We start from the raw sequence: 19,190 nt of genomic DNA on the forward strand, positions 1-19,190 counted from the left end.
AGGATCCTGGACGCATTGATCGAGGATGCTGCATGATTCACGGATGGACGATCGTCAGCTCGCCGCCTTCGTCGCCGTCGCGGAGGAGCTCAGCTTCACCCGCGCCGCGGCCCGCCTCTACGTGGTGCAGTCCACGCTGTCCGCGACGATCCGCTCGCTGGAGCAGGACCTCGGGGCGCCGCTGTTCACCCGGTCGACCCGCCGCGTCGCGCTCACCACCGTCGGCGAGGCGCTGCTGCCCTCGGCCCGTGCGGCGATCGACAGCGTCGACCGGATGCGCTCGCTCGCGGCGGAGGACGCGGCGGGGCTGCGCGGCCGCGTCCGGGTCGGCACCTTCTCCGCGCTCGACATCCTCGATCTGCCGGGCGCCCTCGGCGCGTTCCGGCGCCGGCACCCGCTGGTCGACCTGCTGCTGCGCACCTCGCCGAGCGGATCGACGGGGCTGGCGGAGGACCTCCGCCGCGGCCGGCTCGACGTGGCGCTGCTCGCGCTGCCGGTGACCGAGCTGGACGATCTCGCCGTGACGACCGTCGTCCGGGACGGCTACGTTCTGCTGGTCGAGAGCGAGCACCCGCTGGCGCGGCTGGTGCGGCCCTCCCCCGCGGACCTCGACGGGGTCGCCTTCATCGACACCCCGGCCGGCTTCGGCAACCGCGTCAGCGTGGACCGGGCCTTCCGCGCGGCCGGAGCGACGCGGCGGGTCGCGACCGAGGTCGCCGATCTGCCCGCGATCCCGCGCTTCGTCCAGGCCGGCCTCGGGCCGGCGGTGGTCCCGCGCTCGGGCATCAGCCCGCTGGCCGGGGTGACCGCGATCGATCTGGACTGGCCCGGGCTGGTCTGGGAGGTCTCGGTCTGCAGCCCGCCGCGCCCCTCGGCCGCCGTGCAGGCGCTCGTCGCGCTGCTGGCCGAGCGGGCGGAGCCGGTCTGAGGAGGGCGCCCGCGGGCCCTCAGCTCTCGCCCGGCGCTCAGTCGCCCGCCTGCGGTCCGCTCTCCCGCAGCGGTCCGCGGACGATCGAGTCGCCGGAGTGCTGCGGGTCGCCGTCGTCGGGCTCCTCGGAGATGTCGACGAGCGAGTACTCGGCGAGGTCGATGTCGGCGGGGACCGTGAAGCGGCCGTCTGTGCCGTCCAGCACGCCGAGCCCCACCAGTCCGGTGGCGTCGGCGGCGATCAGCCAGACCTCGCGGTAGGAGTCGGCCGCGCCCTCCGCGTCGAGGTGCACGACGAGCTGCCGCTCGCCGTCGGCGTCCTCGAGCTCGGCGCTGCCGCTCGCGCCCTGCCAGTCGGGGAAGGCGGCGAGGTCGGCGCGTGCCACGACGACCGCGTCGGTGCTCCGCGACGCCTGCAGCCAGAAGCCGCCGACGACGCCGATCGCGAGGGCCGCGAGGGCGGCGAGCGCCGCCGGAAGCAGTCGGCGGGAGCGCGGTCGGCGTCGCGACGGCGTGTGGCGGCCGACAGGAAGCGCGGTCACCGGAGCGATCGGGGCCTCCGGAGTCGTCCCCAGCCCCAGCTCCCCGCGGATGCGGTCCCAGACCTCGGCCGGCGGGGTCTCGAGCACCAGCGAGCGGCTCTGCCTGCCGAGACCGGCGGCGTGGCCGAGTTCGACCAGCTGCTGGGCGCACTCGGGGCACGCCTCGAGGTGGGCGGCGGCGTCGGCGGAGGAGTCCTCGCCGAGGGCGAGGAGGGCGAGCTCGTCGGGATCGAGGTGCGTCATGGGCTGCTCACCTCCAATCGGGAGCGGAGTCTGTCGAGACTGCGGCGGATGTGGCTCTTGACGGTGCCGAGCGGGAGCCCGGTGCGCTCGGCGATCTCGGTGTGCGTCAGGTCGTCGTAGAAGGCGAGGCTCATCACCCGCCGCGGGACCGGATCGAGGCGGGCGAGCTCGTCCGCCACCAGGACCCGCTCCTCGAGATCGACCGGCGCCTCGCCCTCGTCGATCGGGGCGACCGCGACCAGCGCGGCGGTGAGCCGGCGCTCGCGCGACCGGTTCTCGTGGGCGTCGGCGATGCGCTTGCGCGAGATGCCGACCAGCCAGGCGCCGAGGGCGGCCCGGCCGGGGTCGAAGCTGCCGCGCCCCGTCCAGGCCGAGACGAACACGCGCTGGACCACGTCCTCCGCATCACCGCGGTCGCCGAGCGAGCGCAGCGCGAGGGTGAAGACGAGCGGCGACCAGCGGGAGTAGGCCTCGGCGAGCGCCGACTCCTCCCCCGCCGCGAAGCGCAGGCCGAGGCGCTGGACGAGGGCGCGCTCGTCGGCGGCCTCGTCGTCGGGCTCGCGGGTCTGGGCGTCGCTCAGGGGGGTCCTCCTGGACTGGGGGCGGCACCGGGGCGGAGGAGCCGGTGGCTCGACGGCGCGGGGTGCTGCGGCGATGCTCATGCTACGGCGCGCTCTCACCGGGAGCACAGGGGTGGTCGAGCACGGTCATCGTCGGGCGGTCAGGTCGAGGGGGTCGCGGTGACGACCACGTTGCTGAGGTAGTGCCGGGTGTCGTAGTCGAAGTCGCCGCCGCAGGTGATCAGGACCAGCCGGGCGGGGCCGTCCTGGACGAAGACGCTGGAGAGGTCGACCGCGGTCTTCTCGGTCGTCTCGACCGTGTCGACGGTGTAGACGCGCTGGACGCCGTCCTCACCGGTCAGCCCGATCCGCTGACCGGGCTGGGCCTTCTTCAGCTCGGCGAACGGGCCGAGCCCGTAGGTGAGCGAGTCGACGTGCGCGGCGATCACGGTGGTGCCCTCGGCGGCATCGAGTCCGCGGCCGAAGCGGTACCAACCGGCGACGTCGGTGTCGGGCACCAGCTCCATGGTGCCGTCGTCGGCGACTTCGACCGGCTGCACCGGCATGTCGATCGGCAGGCCGTCGACGACCAGCCGGGTCGGCGCGAGCACGACCGGCGTAGGCGTTGCCCCGAGTCGCGCGTCGGCGACGGGGACGTCCGGCACGGCGGGGGCGGTGGGAGTGCTGGAGGGGATCGCGGCCGGCGTCGACGTCTGGACCGGCGGGCTCGCGTCAGGGGCGGGCACGACCCCGACCGCCTGTGCCGAGCAGCCGCCGAGGCCGACGCCGACCACGATCGAGCCGACCACGAGGAGGACGCGCGGCAGACGGGGGGTCCTGCTCATCACGTCCTCCTTCCTCGTGGTCGGCGGCCGGCCCGGAGTGCGGGGCACGCCGGGCCGGCGGTCTTCGGTGCCGGTTCGCGACCGGCGGTCTTCGTCGCCGGTCAGCGACCGGCGGTGCTCACCGTCGGTCAGCGACCGGCGACGGCCTTGCGGCGGCCCACCAGCGCGGCGCCGATCAGCGCGAGCGAGGCGAGCGCGGCAGCGCCCCACCAGCCCGCGGCCGCGTCGGTGCGGTTGTCGGCGGCGAGGCCGGCCTCACCGGCGGGGACACCCGACGGCGAGGAGTGCAGTCCGCCGATGGTCTGCGTCGCGAGGGCGAGGTTGCCCTTCTCCAGGCTGCCCCAGGCGTAGACGATCGTGTTGACGCCCTCCTGGACCTGGACGTCGGCCGGGCCGATGACCGGGGTCGTGGTCCCGGTCGCGGCGACGACGGTCGAGATCGTGGCCGGAGCGAGGTTGAGGATGCCCTCGTTCGGGTTGGTCACGTTCGTCAGCACCGGCGAGCCGCCGGCGAGGATGTCCACGGCGGGGGCCGCGGCGATGTGGCGGACCGTGAGGCGTCCCTCCCCGGCTGCAGTGGCGGAGATGTCGTTCGGGAACAGCGTGGCGGTGGGGGTGTTGTCGGGCTTGAGGTGCGCAGCGACGGTGTAGCTCTTGCCGGCCTCGAGCGCGAGGTCGACGGGGCCGATGACGGGGGCGCTCGCGTCGGCGGCGTCCGCGGCGGTGATCGCGACGGTGTAGGTGCCGGTCGGCAGGTCGAGCGGGCCGGCCAGCGAGCCGGGCGTGAAGTCGTCGAGCGTCAGTGCTCCGTTGACGTACACGTCGACCGGGGTGTCGGGCACCGCGTGCAGCACGTAGAGGTCGGCCGAGTCGGCGTCGGCGGCGCTGGCGGGGGCGGCGGCGAGGCCGGCGACGGCGAGGGTGCCGAGGCAGGCTCCGGCGAGCAGGCGGTGGGTGAGGCGGGAGGTGGTCACGGTGTTCCTCTTTCACGATGGGACCCGCGGGCGGGTCGGTGGGTTCTCGAGAAGGGCCTTCACCACTACTTCCGTCCGAGCGGCCTCCGCGGATGCACCGTTCCGGAGATTTCTCGAAGGAATTCCGGCCGCGGTTCCGCGCGCCTCGCTCCGCCCCTGGTCAGACGCCTGTTCCGGGTCTAGCCTCCGAGCAGAGGGAGTCCCGCATGGTGCGTCGAGGCACGGTGGCGTCCGCGCTCGATCGAGTGCGGCGGGGTGAAGTGCGGCGCCAGGGAGTGCGGCCGGATCGCTCCGTCGCCGCCGTGCGCAGCGACTCCCCCGGGCGGCTCCTCGGGGCGACCGCCGCCTCCGCCGCCGCGATCGCGGTGCTCGCGCTCGCCCTCGCCGCCCTCGCTCCCCTCGCCGGTCTGCCCTCCGCTGCGGGCGGGACGACCGGGCCGTGCGACGAACCGCGCGAGCTGCTCGCCGCCTCCTCCGTGCTCGACCGCGAGGGTGAGGCGCTGGCCGGGCATCTGCTGGCCTGCATCGACGCCGACCACCGCAGTCTGACGATCCACAACGACACCCCCGTCGTCTGGGTGCTGAGCGATCCCGGGGTGCGCGGCGTGGTCGGTCAGAACGATCCGAGCCGCGACGCCGGGGTCACCGGACTGCTGAGCGCGTACTCCGCTCGGATCGGCCGCGGCCTGGTGCTCCCTCCGGGTGCGTCCGCCGCGATCTCCGCGGGCCCGGGCCGGCTGGCACCGCGGCCCGACGAGGAGGCGACGCGGCTGTTCCTCGCGCTGACCGCGGTCGTCGGCGCGCAGGATCAGGTCCGTGCCACCGAGCCGCCGCGGGCGCCGCGGAGCGTCGTGCGCACGGCCGCGCTGACCTGCGCGCTCGCGCTGGTGCGGGACGGCGCCGCCCCCGGCGCCGACTCGATCACCCGGGCCGCCGGCGAGCCCGCCTGCGCCGACGCCTGGCAGCGAGCGCAGGCGAAGGCCCTCGACGACCAGTGGAGCCTCCCCGGTCTCGCCGAGGCTCTGGCGCTGCCCGGACGACCCGAGGCGGACGCCGCACTCGCCCGGTCGGCGGACGACTGGTTCGCGGCGGCGGACGGCTTCTCCTGGGGCGGGGTGGACCGGCCGGAGCGCCTGGACTGAGCAGGGGCTCCGGGGGTGCCACTCAGGAAACGCGGAACGGGCCGCCCTCCCGGAGGAGAGCGGCCCGTTCTGAAGAAGATCGCGGTGTCATCGAGACTCCGCGCTCGACCCGATGAGGGGAGGAGCGAGGAGGACTATCGACGGAGGCCGAGACGCTCGATCAGCGAGCGGTAGCGGCTGATGTCCACGTCCGACAGGTAGCCGAGGAGTCGACGGCGCTGACCCACGAGCAGCAGCAGACCACGACGCGAGTGGTGGTCGTGCTTGTGCTCCTTGAGGTGCTCGGTGAGGTCCTTGATCCGCTTGGTCAGGACGGCCACCTGCACCTCGGGGGATCCGGTGTCACCGGGGTGGGTCGCGTACTCTTCGATGATCGCCTTCTTGACGTCTGCTTCGAGTGCCATGAATGGGATCCCCTCTCTCTCGTTGCGCGGTGCCCGGCGCCTGATGCGTGGGCTCTCTTGATCCGCGGCCGTTGGACGGCAACCTGAGGAGCCTACCAGAGCGCGAGGTCCGGTGGGCGGCGGGATCGGGCGCCCACGGACGGGCGCCGGCGGATCAGGCGCCGACGGCCCGGTTCCAGAGCTCGACGAGCCACGGCGAGACGAGCAGCTCCCAGCCGATGACGACGAGCACGTTCAGCACCACGCCGATCCAGCCGGCGATCGGCGGCCGGCCCTCGCGGCGCCGCGCGCGGATCGAGGAGACGCCGAGCAGCACGCCGGTGAGCAGGAGCGCGTGGATGATCGCGGTGTAGAGGACGCCGACGAGCAGATCGCTGACGGCCTGGTCGCCCGGGAAGGCGCCGAGGGAGATGATCGCGTACCAGACGAAGAAGGCGATAGGGACGACGACGATCGCGAGGAGGATCGACGCCGTCGCGGCGCCGTAGCGGCGGCGGAGCGCGGCGAGACGGCCTCCGGAGGCGGCGGCGCTCGAGCGCGCGGGGCGGGTCCGGGAGCGCGGAGCGGGGGCGGCGGCGCGGCGCGCGGGGGCGGCTCCGGCGACGCGCGACGCGGTGCTGCGCGGGCGTCGGGGCGCGCCGTCGGATGACGTGCTCATCCCCCTACCCTACGGTCTCCGCCTGCACGGCCCCGTGCGCCCGCGTCCGGGGCGGGACGACCGCGGAGGGACGAGAATGGAGCGAGTGAGCCAGCCTCCCTCCGCACCGCGACGCAGCCACGTCGTCGACCTCTCCCCCCTCCGCGAGTCCCCCGCCTTCGCCCGACTCTGGGCGGGCAACGTGATCTCCGGCATCGGCGGGCAGATGACGATCGTCGCCGTGGGCCTGCACATCTACGCGCTGACCGGATCGACGCTCGCCGTCGCGATGGTCGGCGTGGTGGCGCTGGTGCCGACGGTCATCGCCGGACTCTACGGCGGGATGCTCGCCGACGCCTTCGACCGCCGGCTGGTACTGCTGCTCTCCGCCATCGTCGCCTGGGGCTCGACCGCGGGGATCGCGGCGCTGGCCTGGCTCGGCACCGAGACGCCGCTCACGCTCTACGCGCTGACGGCGGTCAACGCCGTGGCGACGACCATCATCGGCGCGACCCGGATGACCGTTGCGCCGCGGCTGCTCCGGCTCGAGCTGGTGCCGGCCGCAGCGGCGCTCGGCGGGATCGCCGGCGGAGTCGAGGTGACGGTCGGGCCGGCCCTCGCGGGCGTGCTGGTCGCCTCCTCCGGCTTCGCGGTGACCTACACGATCGACGTGGTGCTCTTCCTCGCGGCCTTCCTCGGCATCGCCGGGCTGCCCGCGCTGGTGCCGGAGGGCGAGCGGCAGCGGCCGGGCCTGGAGTCGCTGCGCTACGGACTGCGCTTCCTCCGCGGGGCGCCGAACATCCGGCTGTCGTTCCTGGTCGACATCGTGGCGATGACCTTCGGGCAGCCGCGCGTGGTCTTCCCGGCGGCGGCCGCGCTGCTGCTCGGCGGCGGGGCGGTGACGGTCGGGATCCTCACCGCGGCGTACGCGGTCGGGGCGCTGCTCAGCAGCGTCTTCTCCGGGCGGCTGACCGGGGTGCGGAGCCAGGGGCTCGCGATCGGCCGGTCGATCCAGGCGTACGGCGCGCTGATCGTCGGCTTCGGCGCGGTCCTGCTGGTGGCGGAGCTGACGGCGCACGACGCCGCAGAGCCGAACCTCGGCCTGATCGCGGCGGCCTCGGTCGCGCTCGCCGGGGCCGGCGCGGCCGACAACGTCAGCTCGATCTTCCGGCAGACGATGCTGCAGACGGCGGTGCCCGACAACATGCGCGGGCGGCTGCAGGGCGTCTTCATCGTGGTGGTCACGGGCGGGCCGCGGGTCGGCGACCTCTACACGGGGCTGCTGGCCTCGCTCGCGCTGCTCTGGCTGCCGCCGCTGGCCGGCGGGCTGGCGATCGTCCTGATCCTGGCGGCGGTGCTGCGGCTCAGCCCGGGCTTCCGGCGCTACGACGCGCTGCATCCGGTGGCCTGAGGCACGTGGTGGGGTGACCGCGCCGCCGCCCGTGGAGCGAGCGGCGCGGTCGCGGGGTCACTCGCCGGCGTAGGCGCCGGCGGCGTTGCCGTCGGTGAGGTCGTCCGAGACCTCGCCGCTGTCGTCGTCGCGTCCCTCGACGCGGACGGGGCGGTAGACGTGGAAGCCGTCGATCTCGCCGTCCAGCTCCCAGACGACCTCGACCTCCTCGCCGTCGATGTCGGCGACGCGGGTGAGGGAGCGCTGCGGGGAGCCGTCGATGAGTTCGAGGCGGATGCTCTCCTGCTCCGCGCCGCTGTCGAGCATGGCCGTGTACGTGGTGGTGTCCATCCCTCGACGCTAGCCAGGCCGTCGACGCGCTCGCCACCCCTTGCGGCGTCCGTGCTTCCGCGTAGCGTCGGGGCCATGACCGACACCTCCATCACCCCCGCCACGGACGACGACCGCGCTCAGATCACCGAGATCGTGAAGAGCGCGAAGATCGGACTCCTCACCACCGTCAACGAGACCGGGCAGCTCGTCAGCCGGCCGCTCGCCGCGCAGGACATCGACTTCGACGGCGACCTCTGGTTCTTCACCCAGGACCCGTCGGCGAAGGTCGACGACATCCGCGCCAACCCGAGCGTCAACGTCGCGTTCGAGTCGAAGAAGGGCTACCTGTCGGTGGCCGGCTCGGCGACCGTCGTGCACGACCCCGCCAAGGTGGACGAGCTGTGGTCGCCCTCGATCTCGGCCTGGTTCCCGGACGGCAAGGACGACCCGAGCGTCGCGCTGCTGCGCGTCTCGGCCGAGACCGTCGAGCTCTGGGTGACCGACTCCCCCGCCCCCGTCGTCCTCTTCAAGGTCGCCAAGGCGGCCGTCACCGGCGGCCAGCCCGACATCGGCGAGAACCGCACCGTCAGCTTCGAGTAGCCGCCCGCCCCCCTCCCCTCCCGCGAGATGCCACTTGTGCACGCCTTTCACGGCGTGTCGCGCTCATAAGTGGCATCTCGCGGGAGGTCAGCGCTAGTCGACGGCGATGCCGCGGGACTCGAAGAAGATGCGCGGGTCGAGGAGGTTCCCGTTCTGCGTGATCGTCAGGTGGCAGTGGTTGCCGAAGCTGACGCCGGTGTTCCCCGTGTAGCCGACGACCTGCCCCTTCGTGACCCGATCGCCGACCGAGACGATCGGCGATCCGGCGATCAGGTGGCCGAGCAGTGAGACGACCCCGTCCGCGTGCCGGATGTCGACCCTGTGTCCGTACGTGGGGTCGGACGTGGTGGCGAGGACCACCGTGCCGTCGCTCATGGCGCGCTGCGGCCAGTTCTGCGGCAGCCCCCAGTCGAGACCTCGGTGGCCGTTGGGGTGGGCGCTGTCCTTGACCTGGAACTCCGTCGTCACTCGCCACGTGCCCTCGAACGGGAGCTGCCACGTCGCGGGCACGGCCGTTCCGGTCACGTTGTTCCAGACGCTCACTCCGTCGTCGCGGGTCATCAGCAGTCGGCCGTCCGTCTCGAGAACGACCCTCTTGCCCTGACGGCCTGCGGTCGACGCCTGCCACCGCACATTGGCGCCGTTCTGAATGACGAAGTTGCCATCGCTCTGCATCGACGCGACGGAGCCGGGGACCGACGTGCGGGTCTGCCACTGCACAGCGTTGGACCGGTCGTAGATCACGAAATTGCCGTCGGCCTGCATGATCGCCTTGTAGCCGTTGTTGGACAGGTGATGTCCGGGCTGGAGAGCCTCTCCGGCGATGAGAGCCGCAGAGAAGGTGTTCGAGCGATATCCCGCAGTGCCGTCAGAACGGTAGAGGACGATGTTCCCGTCGTCCTGCAGCGAGAGCTTCGCCGCCGTTCCCGTGGAATACGTCTGCCAGATGGAAGGACCGGATCCCCGATAGATGACGAGATTGCCGTCCGCCTGCGGGACGAATCGGCAGTCCGCGCCGCTCGTGTACGACTGGAAGACGATCTGATTGCCGGGCGTGTAGACGGCCAGATTGCCGTCGCCCTGCATGACGAGTCGGAACTGCCCCGAAGGGGATCGGAGCGTATCGCCGTACGCCATCTCGGACCCGACCGGAATGGAATCCGTGTAGAAGATCGGCTTCGTCTCGGTTCCGCTGAACCAGAGGGCCGAGTCGGACGTCGACAGCAGCACGAGATTGCCGTCGTTCTGCATGACGAGCCTGCGCGACGCAGCGCCGGATCCGCCCGCCCGCAGGACCTTGACGACGCTGTTGTCGGTCGCCCGGTAGATGACCAGCCCGCCGTCGGCCTGGATCGCCAGCCTCGCTCCGCTGTTGCCGTCCGTGTCGCTCTTCCACAGCGCTGAATCGTCCTTGGCATAGATGACGGCGTTGCCGTCCGGCTGCATCACCAGACGAGTGCGGCCGTTCCGCGAGACGATCTGATCGCCGTTGCGGAGATCGGCCGGAGCGGCGACCTCTCCGACGTGGTCGGCGGCGGAGGCGGGGACGGCCGAGACGACGGATGCGCTGACGACGGTCGCTCCGAGAGCGGCGAGTACTGTTCGACGTTTCATGGGTGCTCCTTCTGGAATAAGCGACGCTTCCTCACATCGCTCCACGAACGTAACGAAAGCTCGACTCCGTCGGCACGCGTCAGGAGGATTCCTCACATAAGAGTGGGCTCGGCGGACGTCGTCGCACTCCTTAACCGTCCGGTCAGTCCGATGGGGCGGTCCTCGACGCGGAATCACCCTTCGATGGCGCGCGAGACCGCTCCGCACCTCCGCGCGCCCGTAGCTCCGGGCGCGCGCGCCGATCCCCCTCCGCGAGATGCCACTTGTGCGCGCCTTTCGCGGCGTGTCGCGTGCACAAGTGGCATCTCGCGGAGGGGGGCAGAGCCTAGGGGCCGCCGAAGCGCTCGGTGCGGACCCGGGCGGGGTCGTGGCCCTGGGCGACCAGGGCCGTGGCGACGGCCTCGACGAAGGCGGTGGGGCCGCAGACGTAGACCGTCGGCTCCTCGGAGGCGGGGATCGCTGTCGCGGCCAGCAGCTCGGGGGTGAGGCGGCCGGCGGGGCGGGCGGAGCCGGGCGGGGCGACGCGCGTGTAGATCAGCTCGGTCTCGACGCCGCCGCGATCGCGGGACAGCTCGCCGAGCGCGCGCAGGTCGTCGCGGTAGTAGGCGAAGACGCTCGAGCGCACGGAGTAGAGCAGGCGCATCGGGGCGGCGCTGCCAACGCGGCCGTGCTCGCGGGCCATCGCCATCAGCGGGACCAGCCCGCTGCCGCCGGCGATCAGCTGCACCGGCTCGGTCTGCTCGGCGCGCCAGACGAACCAGCCGCCGATCGGGCCGCGCACCTCGAGGCGGTCGCCCGCCTCCAGTCCCTCGACCAGGTACGGCGAGACCTCGCCGTCGTCGAGGCGCTCGACGGCCAGCTCGACGCGGTCGCCGTCGGCGGGCGCGCCGATCGAGTAGGAGCGGCTGGCCTGGTAGCCGTCGGGCGCGGTGAGCCGGACGTCGAGGTGCTGCCCGGCGAGGTGCCCGGGCCAGCCGGGGACGCGGAGCGCGATGAGGCGCGAGGTCGGAGTGAGCGGCAGGACCGACTCGGTCACCGCCTCCGTCCAGATCACCAGTAGCGCTCCTCCTTCCAGGGATCGCCGTGCATGTGGTAGCCGTTCTGCTCCCAGAAGCCGGGCTCGTCGCCGGGCATCAGGCGGAGGCTGCGGACCCACTTCGCGCTCTTCCAGAGGTAGAGGTGCGGCACGAGCAGCCGCGCGGGTCCGCCGTGCTCGGCCGCGAGCGGCGCGCCCTCGAACTCGGTCGCGATCCAGGCCTTGCCGTCGCGGATCTCGGAGAGCGGCAGGTTGGTCGTGTAGCCGCCGTAGCTCTGTGCCATCACGAAGCCGGCGTCGCTCTCGATGCCGTCGAGCAGGAGGTCGACCGAGACGCCGCGCCAGTTCGTGGCGAGCTTGGACCAGCGGGTGACGCAGTGGAGGTCGGTGTGGATGTCCTCGCGGGGCAGCGCGGCGAACTCGTCCGCCGTCCAGCGTCGTACCCCGGCGGGGCCGGCGTCGATCGAGAAGGCCCACTCGTGGATGTTCGGGGTCGGCCCGATCGAGAGGACGGGGAAGCCCTTCTCCAGGTACTGGCCCGGCGGGATGTCCGGGTTCTGCTCGCGCTTGCCGAAGAAGCCCCGCGTGATGATGCCCATGTCCGCCTTCGAGTCCTCGGGTGCGCCCCGGTCCGTGGATGCCGCTCGTCGCTCGCCAGGCTAGCGCGCGACCCCCGCTACCGCATCGGGCCGCGAGCGGCGAGCCCGCGACCGTGTCGGGGGTGGGTGCGAGGATCGGGCCATGAGCAGAACAGTCGTGCCGCCGTATCTCCTCGTCCGCATCGCCCGACTCGACGACCCGGCGTTCGCCCGGGCCGCGCGGGCGGCCAGCCGCTCGCTCGAGCAGGACGTGCCCTTCCGTCGCGTCCGGCCGGGCGAGCCCTCCCCCGGTCGCTCGACCGCCACCGCGTCGCCGGTCCCCCGCGCGGAGCGGGTCGCCGCCCTCCAGCGGACCATCTCGGACGCGCAGTCGACCGAGACCCTCCCCGGCACCGTCGTGCGCACCGAGGGCGCTCCCTCCACCGGCGACGCCGCGGCGGACGAGGCGTACGACGGCCTCGGGGCGATGTCCGACTTCCTGCAGCAGGCCTTCGGCCGCGACTCGATCGACGACGCCTGGCTGCCGCTGGACGCCACGGTGCACTTCGGCGAGGACTACGACAACGCCTTCTGGGACGGCTCGCGCATGGTCTTCGGCGACGGCGACGGGCAGGTCTTCCGCCGCTTCACGGTCTCGCAGAGCGTGATCGGCCACGAGCTGGCGCACGGGATCACGGAGTACACCGCGAACCTCGTCTACCGGGGGCAGTCCGGAGCGTTGAACGAGTCGATCTCGGACGTCTTCGGCGCGATGCTCGAGCAGTTCGGCGCCGGGCAGGGCGCGGCGGACGCGAGCTGGCTGATCGGCGAGGGCCTCTTCACCGACGAGGTGCAGGGCACCGCGCTGCGCTCGATGATCGCGCCGGGCACCGCCTACGACGACGACGTGCTCGGCAAGGACCCGCAGCCCGGCTCGATGGCCGACTACGTCGACACCGAGGACGACAACGGCGGCGTGCACATCAACTCCGGCATCCCCAACCGCGCGTTCGCGGTCGCGGCGATCGAGCTCGGCGGTCCCTCGTGGGAGCGCGCAGGGCGGGTCTGGTACGACGTGCTGACCGGCGGCGTGCTCACGGCGACAGCGGACTTCGAGGGCTTCGCGGCCCTCACCGTGGCGGCCGCGGCCGAGCGCTTCGGCGCCGGCTCCGAGGTCGAGGCGGCGGTCCGCACCGGCTGGACGACGGTGGGGGTCGCGCTCGCCGGCTGACCCGCGGGGTGGGCCCTCCTGCTGCCCGCGCTTCATGCTGGTCGAGTAGCCCCGCAGGGGCGTATCGAGACCCACCGTCGTCAGCAGCAGGGTCTGCAGACTCGCCTCTCGGTGATGGTGGATCTCGATACGCCCGCTGCGCGGGCTACTCGATCAGCAAGGGGCGGCCGTTGCGCGGGCTGCTCGATCAGCAGGGGACGGCCGTTGCGCGGGCTGCTCGATCAGCAGGGGACGCCCGCCGGGCGGGCTGGTCGATCAGCAGGGGCGCCCGCTGCTCGATCAGCATGGTCAGGGGCAGGCGCGTACGATCGCGGCCATGGATGTGATCGTGTCGCGCAGTGGCGGCTTCGCCGGGCTCCGCCGGGTCTGGCGGATCGATGTGGACGCGCAGCCGGACGAGCGCGCCTGGCACGACCTGCTCGGCTCGCTGGACTGGGACGATCGGCCTCGTGCCGCGGCGGTCGCCGGCGGGCGGCCCGACCGGTTCGTCTACGAGATCCGGGTGCAGACGCACACGGTGCGGCTCGGCGAGACGGAGCTCGACGGGGCCTGGCGCGAGCTGGTGGACCGGGTGAAGAAGGCGCAGCCGCGCTGAGAGGTGGCGGCGGGGAACGACGAAGGCGCAGGCCCCGGTGATCGGGGGCTGCGCCTTCAGGGCTTGCGGGGTGGGTCTCGATACGCCCCTCTGGGGCTACTCGACCAGCATGAATCGAGACGCCCCCTCGGGGCTACTCGACCAGCATGAATCGAGACGCCCCCTCGGGGCTACTCGACCAGCATGAATCGAGACGCCCCTTCGGGGCTGCTCGACCAGCTCGGGCCGAGTGCGGGCTACTTGGTGCCGAGGAGGTCGATCACGAAGATGAGGGTCTTGCCGGAGAGGGGGTGGCCGCCACCGGCGGGGCCGTAGGCGAGGGCGGGCGGGCAGATCAGCTTGCGACGGCCGCCGACCTTCATGCCGGGGATGCCCTGCTGCCAGGCGCGGATGAGGTTGTTGAGGGGGAAGTTGATCGACTGGTTGCGGCTCCAGGAGGAGTCGAACTCCTCGCCGGTGTCGTACTCGACGCCGAGGTAGTGCACGTCGACGGTGGAGCCGGGCTGGGCCTCGGCGCCGTCGCCGATGACGAGGTCCTCGACGACGAGGGTGTCGGGGGCCGGGCCGTCGGGGGCGTCGAGCTCGGGCTTGGTCAGGTTCTCGCTGCTCATGCTCTCCATCCTAGGAGGGACGCCCTGAGCGCTCGATCCGGCCGCTCCCCCGACCGCATCCGGCTCACTCCACCAGGGTCAGGCGCTGCGTCGGCCGGGTCATCGCGACGTAGAGCGAGGCAGCGCCCCGCTCCTCCGCCGCGATCAGCCGCGGCCGGGCGATGACGACGGAGTCGAACTCGAGCCCCTTCGCGTCGGCCGTCGAGAGCACGGCGACCGGCCGGTCGAGTCCCCGGGAGCCGCGGCCGACCTCGCGGCCGAGCTCCTGCTCCAGCCGCGCGGTGATGGCGTCGAGCTCGTCGTCGGGCGCGATCACGGCGAGCGTGCCGTCCCCGATCGCGCGGTCCTCCAGGACGACGGCGAGCACCCGGTCGGCGAGCACGGCGTCGCCGCGGTCGCGCACGGTGCGGACCGGCCACTCCGTGGAGCGCACCGCCTCGCCCGGGGTGATCTCGAGTCCGTTCTCGCGCGCGGTGCGCTCGGCGTAGGCGACGATCTGCGCGGGCGTGCGGTAGTTGACGGTCAGCTCCTCGAGGCGCCACGGCGCGGCCTCGCCCTCGCGGCCCTGGCGGCCGAAGGTGTCGCGGAGGGCGGCGTCCCAGCTGGAGGCGGCGGAGGCGCCGGACGCCTGGGCGACGTCGCCGACGATGGTGAAGGAGCGCATCGGGCAGCGCCGCAGCAGCACCCGCCACTGCATCGGCGAGAGCTCCTGCGCCTCGTCGACCACGACGTGGCCGTAGGTCCAGGAGCGGTCGGCCGCCGCGCGCTCGGCGGTGGTGCCGACGCTGGTGCGTTCGGCGAAGCCAGCCGCGAGGTCCTTGGCGTTCACGAGCCCGTCGACGCCCATGTTGCGGATCGCGGCCTCGGCGTTCTCGACGTCGCGGCGGCGCTGCTCCTTCTCGGCCTTCTTCTGCGCGTCGGCGTGGTCGTCGTAGGCGCCGAGGAGCTCGGCCGCCTCGTCGAGCAGCGGCACGTCGGAGACGGTGAAGGCGGCGTCGCGGTCGCGGCGGAGCAGGGCGCGCTGCTCCGGAGTCCAGCGCGGCGTGAGCGAGGCGAACCAGTTCGGCCGCGCGTAGAGGTCCTGCAGCAGCTTCTCCGGGGTGAGCGGGATCCACGCGGTGTTGAGGGCGACGCGGACGTCGTAGGCGGTGCGGACGTCCTCGCGGAGGACCGCCTCGTCGGCCTCGTCGACCGTGTTGCCGTGGCTGCGCAGCTGATCCGCGAGCTGGCGGGTGAGCTGCGTGATCATCGCCTTGACGAAGGTGACGCGGGCCTCGTTGTGCGGCTTGCGGGAGTCGCGGGCGCGGGTGATCGCACGCTCCACCTCGTGCGGCTCGAGCCGCAGCTTCTCGCCGTTGACGTCGAGGACCAGCGTCTCGGCCGGGACGGCCTGGCGCGAGCGGACGGCGCGCTTGAGCAGCTCGGCCATCCGCGAGGAGCCCTTGACCCGGGCGACCGCGGGGCGGTCCTCCTCGACGAGGTCGAGACCCGGGTAGAGCTGACCGAGGGTGGAGAGCACGACGCCGGTCTCGCCGAGCGAGGGCAGCACCGCCTCGATGTAGCGCAGGAACGAGCGCGACGGCCCGACGACGAGCACCCCGGAGGAGGCGATGCGGTCGCGGTGCGAGTAGAGGAGGTAGGCGGCGCGATGCAGCGCCACCGCGGTCTTGCCGGTGCCCGGACCGCCCTGCACGACGAGCACGCCGCGCAGCTCCGAGCGGATGATGCGGTCCTGCTCGCCCTGGATGGTCGCGACGATGTCGTGCATCCGACCGGTGCGCTGGGCGCCGAGGGCCGCCATCAGCGCGCCCTCGCCCTGGAGCGCCGTGCCCTCGCGCAGCAGCTCCTCGTCGAAGACCTCGTCCTCGAAGCGGATGACCTCGCGGCCGCGGAGGGTCAGGTGCCGGCGGGCGCGGGTGCCCATCGGGCGGGCGGCGGTGGCCTGGTAGAAGGCGGCCGACTGGGGCGCCCGCCAGTCGAGCAGCAGGGTGTCCTGCTCGTCGTCGCGGAGGCCGATGCGGCCGATGTAGCGGTGCTCGGTCTCGGCGTCGGCGAGGGTGAGCCGGCCGAAGGCGAGGCGGTCGTCGGCACCGGAGAGCGAGCGGATGCGGTCCTCGTAGAGGCGCGCGAAGGCGTCGCGCTCGGACCGGCTCTGGTGGTTGCCGCCGACGCTCTCGATCCGGACCGAGTCGAGCGCCTCCCTGGCCTGCGCGACCAGCTCGTCGAGGCGGGCGTAGAGGCCCGCCACGTACGCGCGCTCGCGCGAGAGCTCGGACTCGAGGATCGTGTCGCTGTCCGTCATCGTGCGCCCTTCCCTGCCGGCTCCGCGGTCTCGGGCGGGAGGCGGATGCGCTCCGGGGACCGTCGAAAACAGGCGGTCCAGTCTAACGACCGCGCGGGCGCCGACCGGCGCGACGGGGCTTCTCGCGCCTCGCCGTGGGCGAACGGCGACGCCCTCTTGCGGACGGCCGCGGAGAGGCGCATGCTGTCGGTCAAGAAGAGCTCGACGCCCTGTCAGAGCAGCCGGCCCTGCCGCTGCCGCAGGGCGTCGAGGTCTTTAACCGGCCGGATCGCGCTGATGGCACCCAGGGTCGTCCTGAGCGCCTGCTCAGGAACCGACCCGGACTGCTGCGAGGATGAGCGCGGGGCCCCTGGGCTCCTGCCCGCCCGCCCGCGAACGGCCACGCCCCCGGGAGCCCGCATGACTCCGACGCCCGCGACCGCCCCGGTGCGCCGCCTGCGCTCCGTGCGGTTCCGGATCCTCGCGGCGATCCTGGTCGTCACCGCGCTCGGGCTGCTGGTCTCGGGCGGGGCGTCCTTCCTGCTGCAGCGCGACCGCATCCTCGCCTCGATCGACGAGGAGCTGCGCCAGCAGGTCGAGAGCGTGCGCACCATCGTCGAGTCGCCGGCCGAGGCAGCGCTGACCGAGCCGGACGAGTCGCCGCTCACCGCGGCTCCCACGGACGGCTCCGGCTTCACCGACATCGACGCCCTGCTGCGCACCGTCCTCGGGCAGGTCCTGCCGCGGCTGGACGGGAGCACCGTGGGCCTGGTCGACGGCGTCGCCCGCTGGGAGCCGCAGCCGTACGCCCTGAGCTTCCTGCTCGACGACGACCCCGACTTCCTCGCGCGCGTCTCGGGCGAGACGGCGGCGGGCGCGACGGTGCTCGGCTGGGGCGAGACGGAGGACGGGACGCTCCGCTACGCCGCGGTGCCGCTGCGCGTCGAGGGCTCCGACTCGGCCGGCGTGTTCGTGACGGCCGTCGACACCGACGCCCGGCTCTCCGACCTCGCCGACGTCTCGCGGAGCTACGCCGTGATCGCCGTCGTGGCACTCGCGGCGACGGGACTCGTCGGCTGGTTCGTCGCGGGCCGCCTGCTCTCCCCGATCCGCGAGCTGCGGCGCACCGCCTCCCGGATCACGGCGACCGACCTCGGCGAGCGGATCCCGGTCGGCGGGGACGACGACGTCTCGGATCTCGCCCGCACCGTGAACGACATGATCGCGCGACTCGAGGGGTCGTTCGACGCGCAGCGGCGGCTGCTGGCGGACGTGCGGCACGAGCTGGGCACGCCGATCACGATCGTCCGGGGCCACCTCGAGCTGGTCGACGCCCGGGATCCCAGCGACGTCGAGGCGACCCGCGTGATCGCGCTCGATGAGCTCGATCGGATGGGGCACCTGCTGGAGGACATCGCCGAGCTGTCGGAGGCCGAGCGCGAGGACCGCGTGGCACTGCAGCCGGTCGAGGTCGGCGAGCTCACCCGGCAAGTGCTGGCGAAGGTCGCGGTGATCCCCGGGCGCGAGTGGCGGGCGGGGCCCGTGGCCGAGGTGCGGGTGGACGCGGATCCCGCGCGCCTCACCCAGGCGTGGCTGCAGCTGGCCGACAACGCGGCGAAGTACAGCCCCGAGGGCTCGACCGTCGTGCTCGGCAGCGAGCGGCGCGGCGACCGGGTCGAGCTGTTCGTCACCGACGAGGGGCCCGGGATCCCCGCCGCGGCGCGCGAGCGGATCTTCGAGCGCTTCGGCCGCGTCGACGACGGGCGAGGCATCCGCGGCTCCGGACTCGGCCTCGCGATCGTCTCGGCGATCGCCCGCGCGCACGGCGGCCGGGTCGAGCTCGACTCCGTCCCCGGGCGCGGCACCCGCTTCGCGCTCTCGCTCCCCCTCGAGCGGCGCTCCCCCGCCGACGACGAATCGACCGACGTTCCCCCGAGAGGACGAGCACAGTGAGCACCATCCTCATCGCCGAGGACGAGGAGCGGATCGCCGCCTTCGTCGAGAAGGGCCTGCGCTCGGCCGGCTACACGACGACGCTGGCGGCCCGCGGGGACGACGCGCTCGCCTACCTGCGCAGCGGCGGGTTCGACCTCGTGCTGCTGGACGTCGGCCTGCCCGGCATGGACGGCTTCGCGGTGCTGCGCGCGCTGCGGGCGGAGGGGGCGACGCTGCCGGTGATCATGCTGACGGCGCGCAGCTCCGTCGCCGACACGGTCGAGGGGCTCGACCTGGGTGCGAACGACTACCTCGCGAAGCCGTTCCGCTTCGACGAGCTGCTCGCGCGGATCCGGGTGCGGCTGCGCGATGCGGCGGCCGCCGGCTCGGGCTCTGCCGAGGACGACGGCGTCCTCGTGCACGGCGGCGTCACCCTCGATCTGCGCTCGCGGCGGGCGACGGTCGAGGGCAGCACGCTCGACCTCTCGGCGCGCGAGTTCGCGCTGGCGGAGGAGTTCCTCCGCCACCCGGAGCAGGTGCTCAGCCGCGAGCAGCTGCTGAGCCGGGTCTGGGGGTTCGACTTCGATCCGGGCTCGAACGTCGTCGACGTCTACGTGCGGTACCTGCGCGGCAAGATCGGGGCCGAGCGGATCGAGACGGTGCGCGGCATGGGCTACCGGATGGTGGGCTGAGGCGGCGACGCGCCGAGTCG

At 73.2% G+C, this 19,190-nt stretch carries 20 protein-coding genes; 8 read left to right on the top strand and 12 right to left on the bottom strand.

Annotated elements, in window-relative coordinates; all coding sequences use genetic code 11:
• The first annotated feature begins 43 nt into the window (after positions 1 to 43).
• Entirely contained in the window at positions 44 to 928 is an 885-nt protein-coding gene (locus HQQ86_RS07805) for a LysR family transcriptional regulator (RefSeq protein ID WP_173287606.1), read from the top strand.
• A gap of 37 nt (positions 929 to 965) precedes the next feature.
• On the opposite strand, the gene HQQ86_RS07810 is transcribed toward HQQ86_RS07805, so the two are convergent.
• The 4 genes from HQQ86_RS07810 to HQQ86_RS07825 all read right to left on the bottom strand — a co-directional run bounded on the left by HQQ86_RS07810 (position 966) and on the right by HQQ86_RS07825 (position 4,091).
• Entirely contained in the window at positions 966 to 1,712 is a 747-nt protein-coding gene (locus tag HQQ86_RS07810) for an anti-sigma factor (RefSeq protein ID WP_173287607.1), read from the bottom strand.
• On the bottom strand, positions 1,709 to 2,374 hold the full coding sequence (locus HQQ86_RS07815) for an RNA polymerase sigma factor (protein ID WP_173287608.1): 666 nt from the start codon (positions 2,372 to 2,374) through the stop codon (positions 1,709 to 1,711). Before HQQ86_RS07815 ends, HQQ86_RS07810 begins: the two co-directional genes overlap by 4 nt.
• A 59-nt stretch (positions 2,375 to 2,433) precedes the next feature.
• Positions 2,434 to 3,117, bottom strand: a complete 684-nt coding sequence (locus tag HQQ86_RS07820; RefSeq protein ID WP_173287609.1) for a class F sortase — start codon at positions 3,115 to 3,117, stop codon at positions 2,434 to 2,436.
• 128 nt (positions 3,118 to 3,245) lie between these two features.
• Positions 3,246 to 4,091, bottom strand: a complete 846-nt coding sequence (locus HQQ86_RS07825; RefSeq protein ID WP_123704985.1) for a DUF4397 domain-containing protein — start codon at positions 4,089 to 4,091, stop codon at positions 3,246 to 3,248.
• 302 nt (positions 4,092 to 4,393) lie between these two features.
• On the opposite strand from HQQ86_RS07825, the gene HQQ86_RS07830 reads away from it, so the two are divergent.
• Entirely contained in the window at positions 4,394 to 5,233 is an 840-nt protein-coding gene (locus HQQ86_RS07830) for a hypothetical protein (RefSeq protein WP_173287610.1), read from the top strand.
• 134 nt (positions 5,234 to 5,367) lie between these two features.
• Here HQQ86_RS07830 and rpsO read toward each other — a convergent pair whose 3' ends face one another.
• Together rpsO and HQQ86_RS07840 are read right to left on the bottom strand one after the other, a co-directional pair.
• The gene (gene rpsO / locus HQQ86_RS07835) at positions 5,368 to 5,637 is read right to left on the bottom strand and encodes a 30S ribosomal protein S15 (RefSeq protein WP_123447896.1); all 270 of its coding nucleotides are present in this window, start codon (positions 5,635 to 5,637) and stop codon (positions 5,368 to 5,370) included.
• Between the two features lie 154 nt (positions 5,638 to 5,791).
• Complete coding sequence (locus HQQ86_RS07840; protein ID WP_173287611.1) at positions 5,792 to 6,295, bottom strand: hypothetical protein; 504 nt, start codon at positions 6,293 to 6,295, stop codon at positions 5,792 to 5,794.
• Between the two features lie 85 nt (positions 6,296 to 6,380).
• On the opposite strand from HQQ86_RS07840, the gene HQQ86_RS07845 reads away from it, so the two are divergent.
• Positions 6,381 to 7,685 (top strand): MFS transporter, encoded by a 1,305-nt coding sequence (locus HQQ86_RS07845; protein ID WP_367948587.1) that lies wholly within the window; start codon positions 6,381 to 6,383, stop codon positions 7,683 to 7,685.
• 57 nt (positions 7,686 to 7,742) lie between these two features.
• Here the strand turns inward: HQQ86_RS07845 and HQQ86_RS07850 are convergent, their stop codons facing one another.
• Positions 7,743 to 8,015 carry a hypothetical protein gene (locus HQQ86_RS07850; RefSeq protein WP_123704987.1) on the bottom strand — a complete coding sequence of 91 codons (273 nt, stop codon included), beginning with the start codon at positions 8,013 to 8,015 and terminating at the stop codon, positions 7,743 to 7,745.
• A gap of 75 nt (positions 8,016 to 8,090) precedes the next feature.
• Here HQQ86_RS07850 and HQQ86_RS07855 point away from each other — a divergent pair, with 75 nt between their 5' ends.
• Positions 8,091 to 8,597: a pyridoxamine 5'-phosphate oxidase family protein gene (locus HQQ86_RS07855; RefSeq protein WP_173287613.1), complete on the top strand. Its 507-nt coding sequence runs from the start codon at positions 8,091 to 8,093 to the stop codon at positions 8,595 to 8,597.
• Positions 8,598 to 8,690: 93 nt separating this feature from the next.
• Here HQQ86_RS07855 and HQQ86_RS07860 read toward each other — a convergent pair whose 3' ends face one another.
• From HQQ86_RS07860 to HQQ86_RS07870, 3 genes are all read right to left on the bottom strand, one after another.
• A complete protein-coding gene (locus tag HQQ86_RS07860) occupies positions 8,691 to 10,211 on the bottom strand; it encodes a peptidoglycan DD-metalloendopeptidase family protein (RefSeq protein WP_173287614.1) in 1,521 nt (506 codons plus the stop codon).
• 325 nt (positions 10,212 to 10,536) lie between these two features.
• On the bottom strand, positions 10,537 to 11,265 hold the full coding sequence (locus HQQ86_RS07865; RefSeq protein ID WP_367948588.1) for a ferredoxin reductase: 729 nt from the start codon (positions 11,263 to 11,265) through the stop codon (positions 10,537 to 10,539).
• Positions 11,262 to 11,846, bottom strand: a complete 585-nt coding sequence (locus HQQ86_RS07870; RefSeq protein ID WP_123447901.1) for a molybdopterin-dependent oxidoreductase — start codon at positions 11,844 to 11,846, stop codon at positions 11,262 to 11,264. Before HQQ86_RS07870 ends, HQQ86_RS07865 begins: the two co-directional genes overlap by 4 nt.
• Positions 11,847 to 11,988: 142 nt before the next feature.
• On the opposite strand from HQQ86_RS07870, the gene HQQ86_RS07875 reads away from it, so the two are divergent.
• Both HQQ86_RS07875 and HQQ86_RS07880 read left to right on the top strand, forming a co-directional pair.
• Positions 11,989 to 13,056 (top strand): M4 family metallopeptidase, encoded by a 1,068-nt coding sequence (locus HQQ86_RS07875; RefSeq protein ID WP_173287615.1) that lies wholly within the window; start codon positions 11,989 to 11,991, stop codon positions 13,054 to 13,056.
• 316 nt (positions 13,057 to 13,372) lie between these two features.
• A complete protein-coding gene (locus HQQ86_RS07880; protein ID WP_173287616.1) occupies positions 13,373 to 13,651 on the top strand; it encodes a protealysin inhibitor emfourin in 279 nt (92 codons plus the stop codon).
• 236 nt (positions 13,652 to 13,887) lie between these two features.
• Here HQQ86_RS07880 and HQQ86_RS07885 read toward each other — a convergent pair whose 3' ends face one another.
• Both HQQ86_RS07885 and HQQ86_RS07890 read right to left on the bottom strand, forming a co-directional pair.
• Positions 13,888 to 14,262, bottom strand: coding sequence for an FKBP-type peptidyl-prolyl cis-trans isomerase (locus tag HQQ86_RS07885; protein WP_123447904.1), 375 nt, complete (start codon positions 14,260 to 14,262; stop codon positions 13,888 to 13,890).
• 64 nt (positions 14,263 to 14,326) lie between these two features.
• The gene (locus HQQ86_RS07890; RefSeq protein WP_173287618.1) at positions 14,327 to 16,564 is read right to left on the bottom strand and encodes a UvrD-helicase domain-containing protein; all 2,238 of its coding nucleotides are present in this window, start codon (positions 16,562 to 16,564) and stop codon (positions 14,327 to 14,329) included.
• A 399-nt stretch (positions 16,565 to 16,963) separates the two neighbouring features.
• Between HQQ86_RS07890 and HQQ86_RS07895 the strand changes: the two genes are divergently transcribed.
• On the top strand, positions 16,964 to 18,496 hold the full coding sequence (locus HQQ86_RS07895) for a HAMP domain-containing sensor histidine kinase (protein ID WP_173287619.1): 1,533 nt from the start codon (positions 16,964 to 16,966) through the stop codon (positions 18,494 to 18,496).
• A complete protein-coding gene (locus tag HQQ86_RS07900; RefSeq protein WP_173287620.1) occupies positions 18,493 to 19,170 on the top strand; it encodes a response regulator transcription factor in 678 nt (225 codons plus the stop codon). The genes HQQ86_RS07895 and HQQ86_RS07900 overlap by 4 nt, the downstream gene beginning before the upstream one ends.
• The last annotated feature ends 20 nt before the right edge of the window (positions 19,171 to 19,190 follow it).

Origin of the sequence: Rathayibacter sp. VKM Ac-2857 (genome assembly GCF_013205025.1) — a bacterium.
GTDB lineage: Bacteria > Actinomycetota > Actinomycetes > Actinomycetales > Microbacteriaceae > Rathayibacter.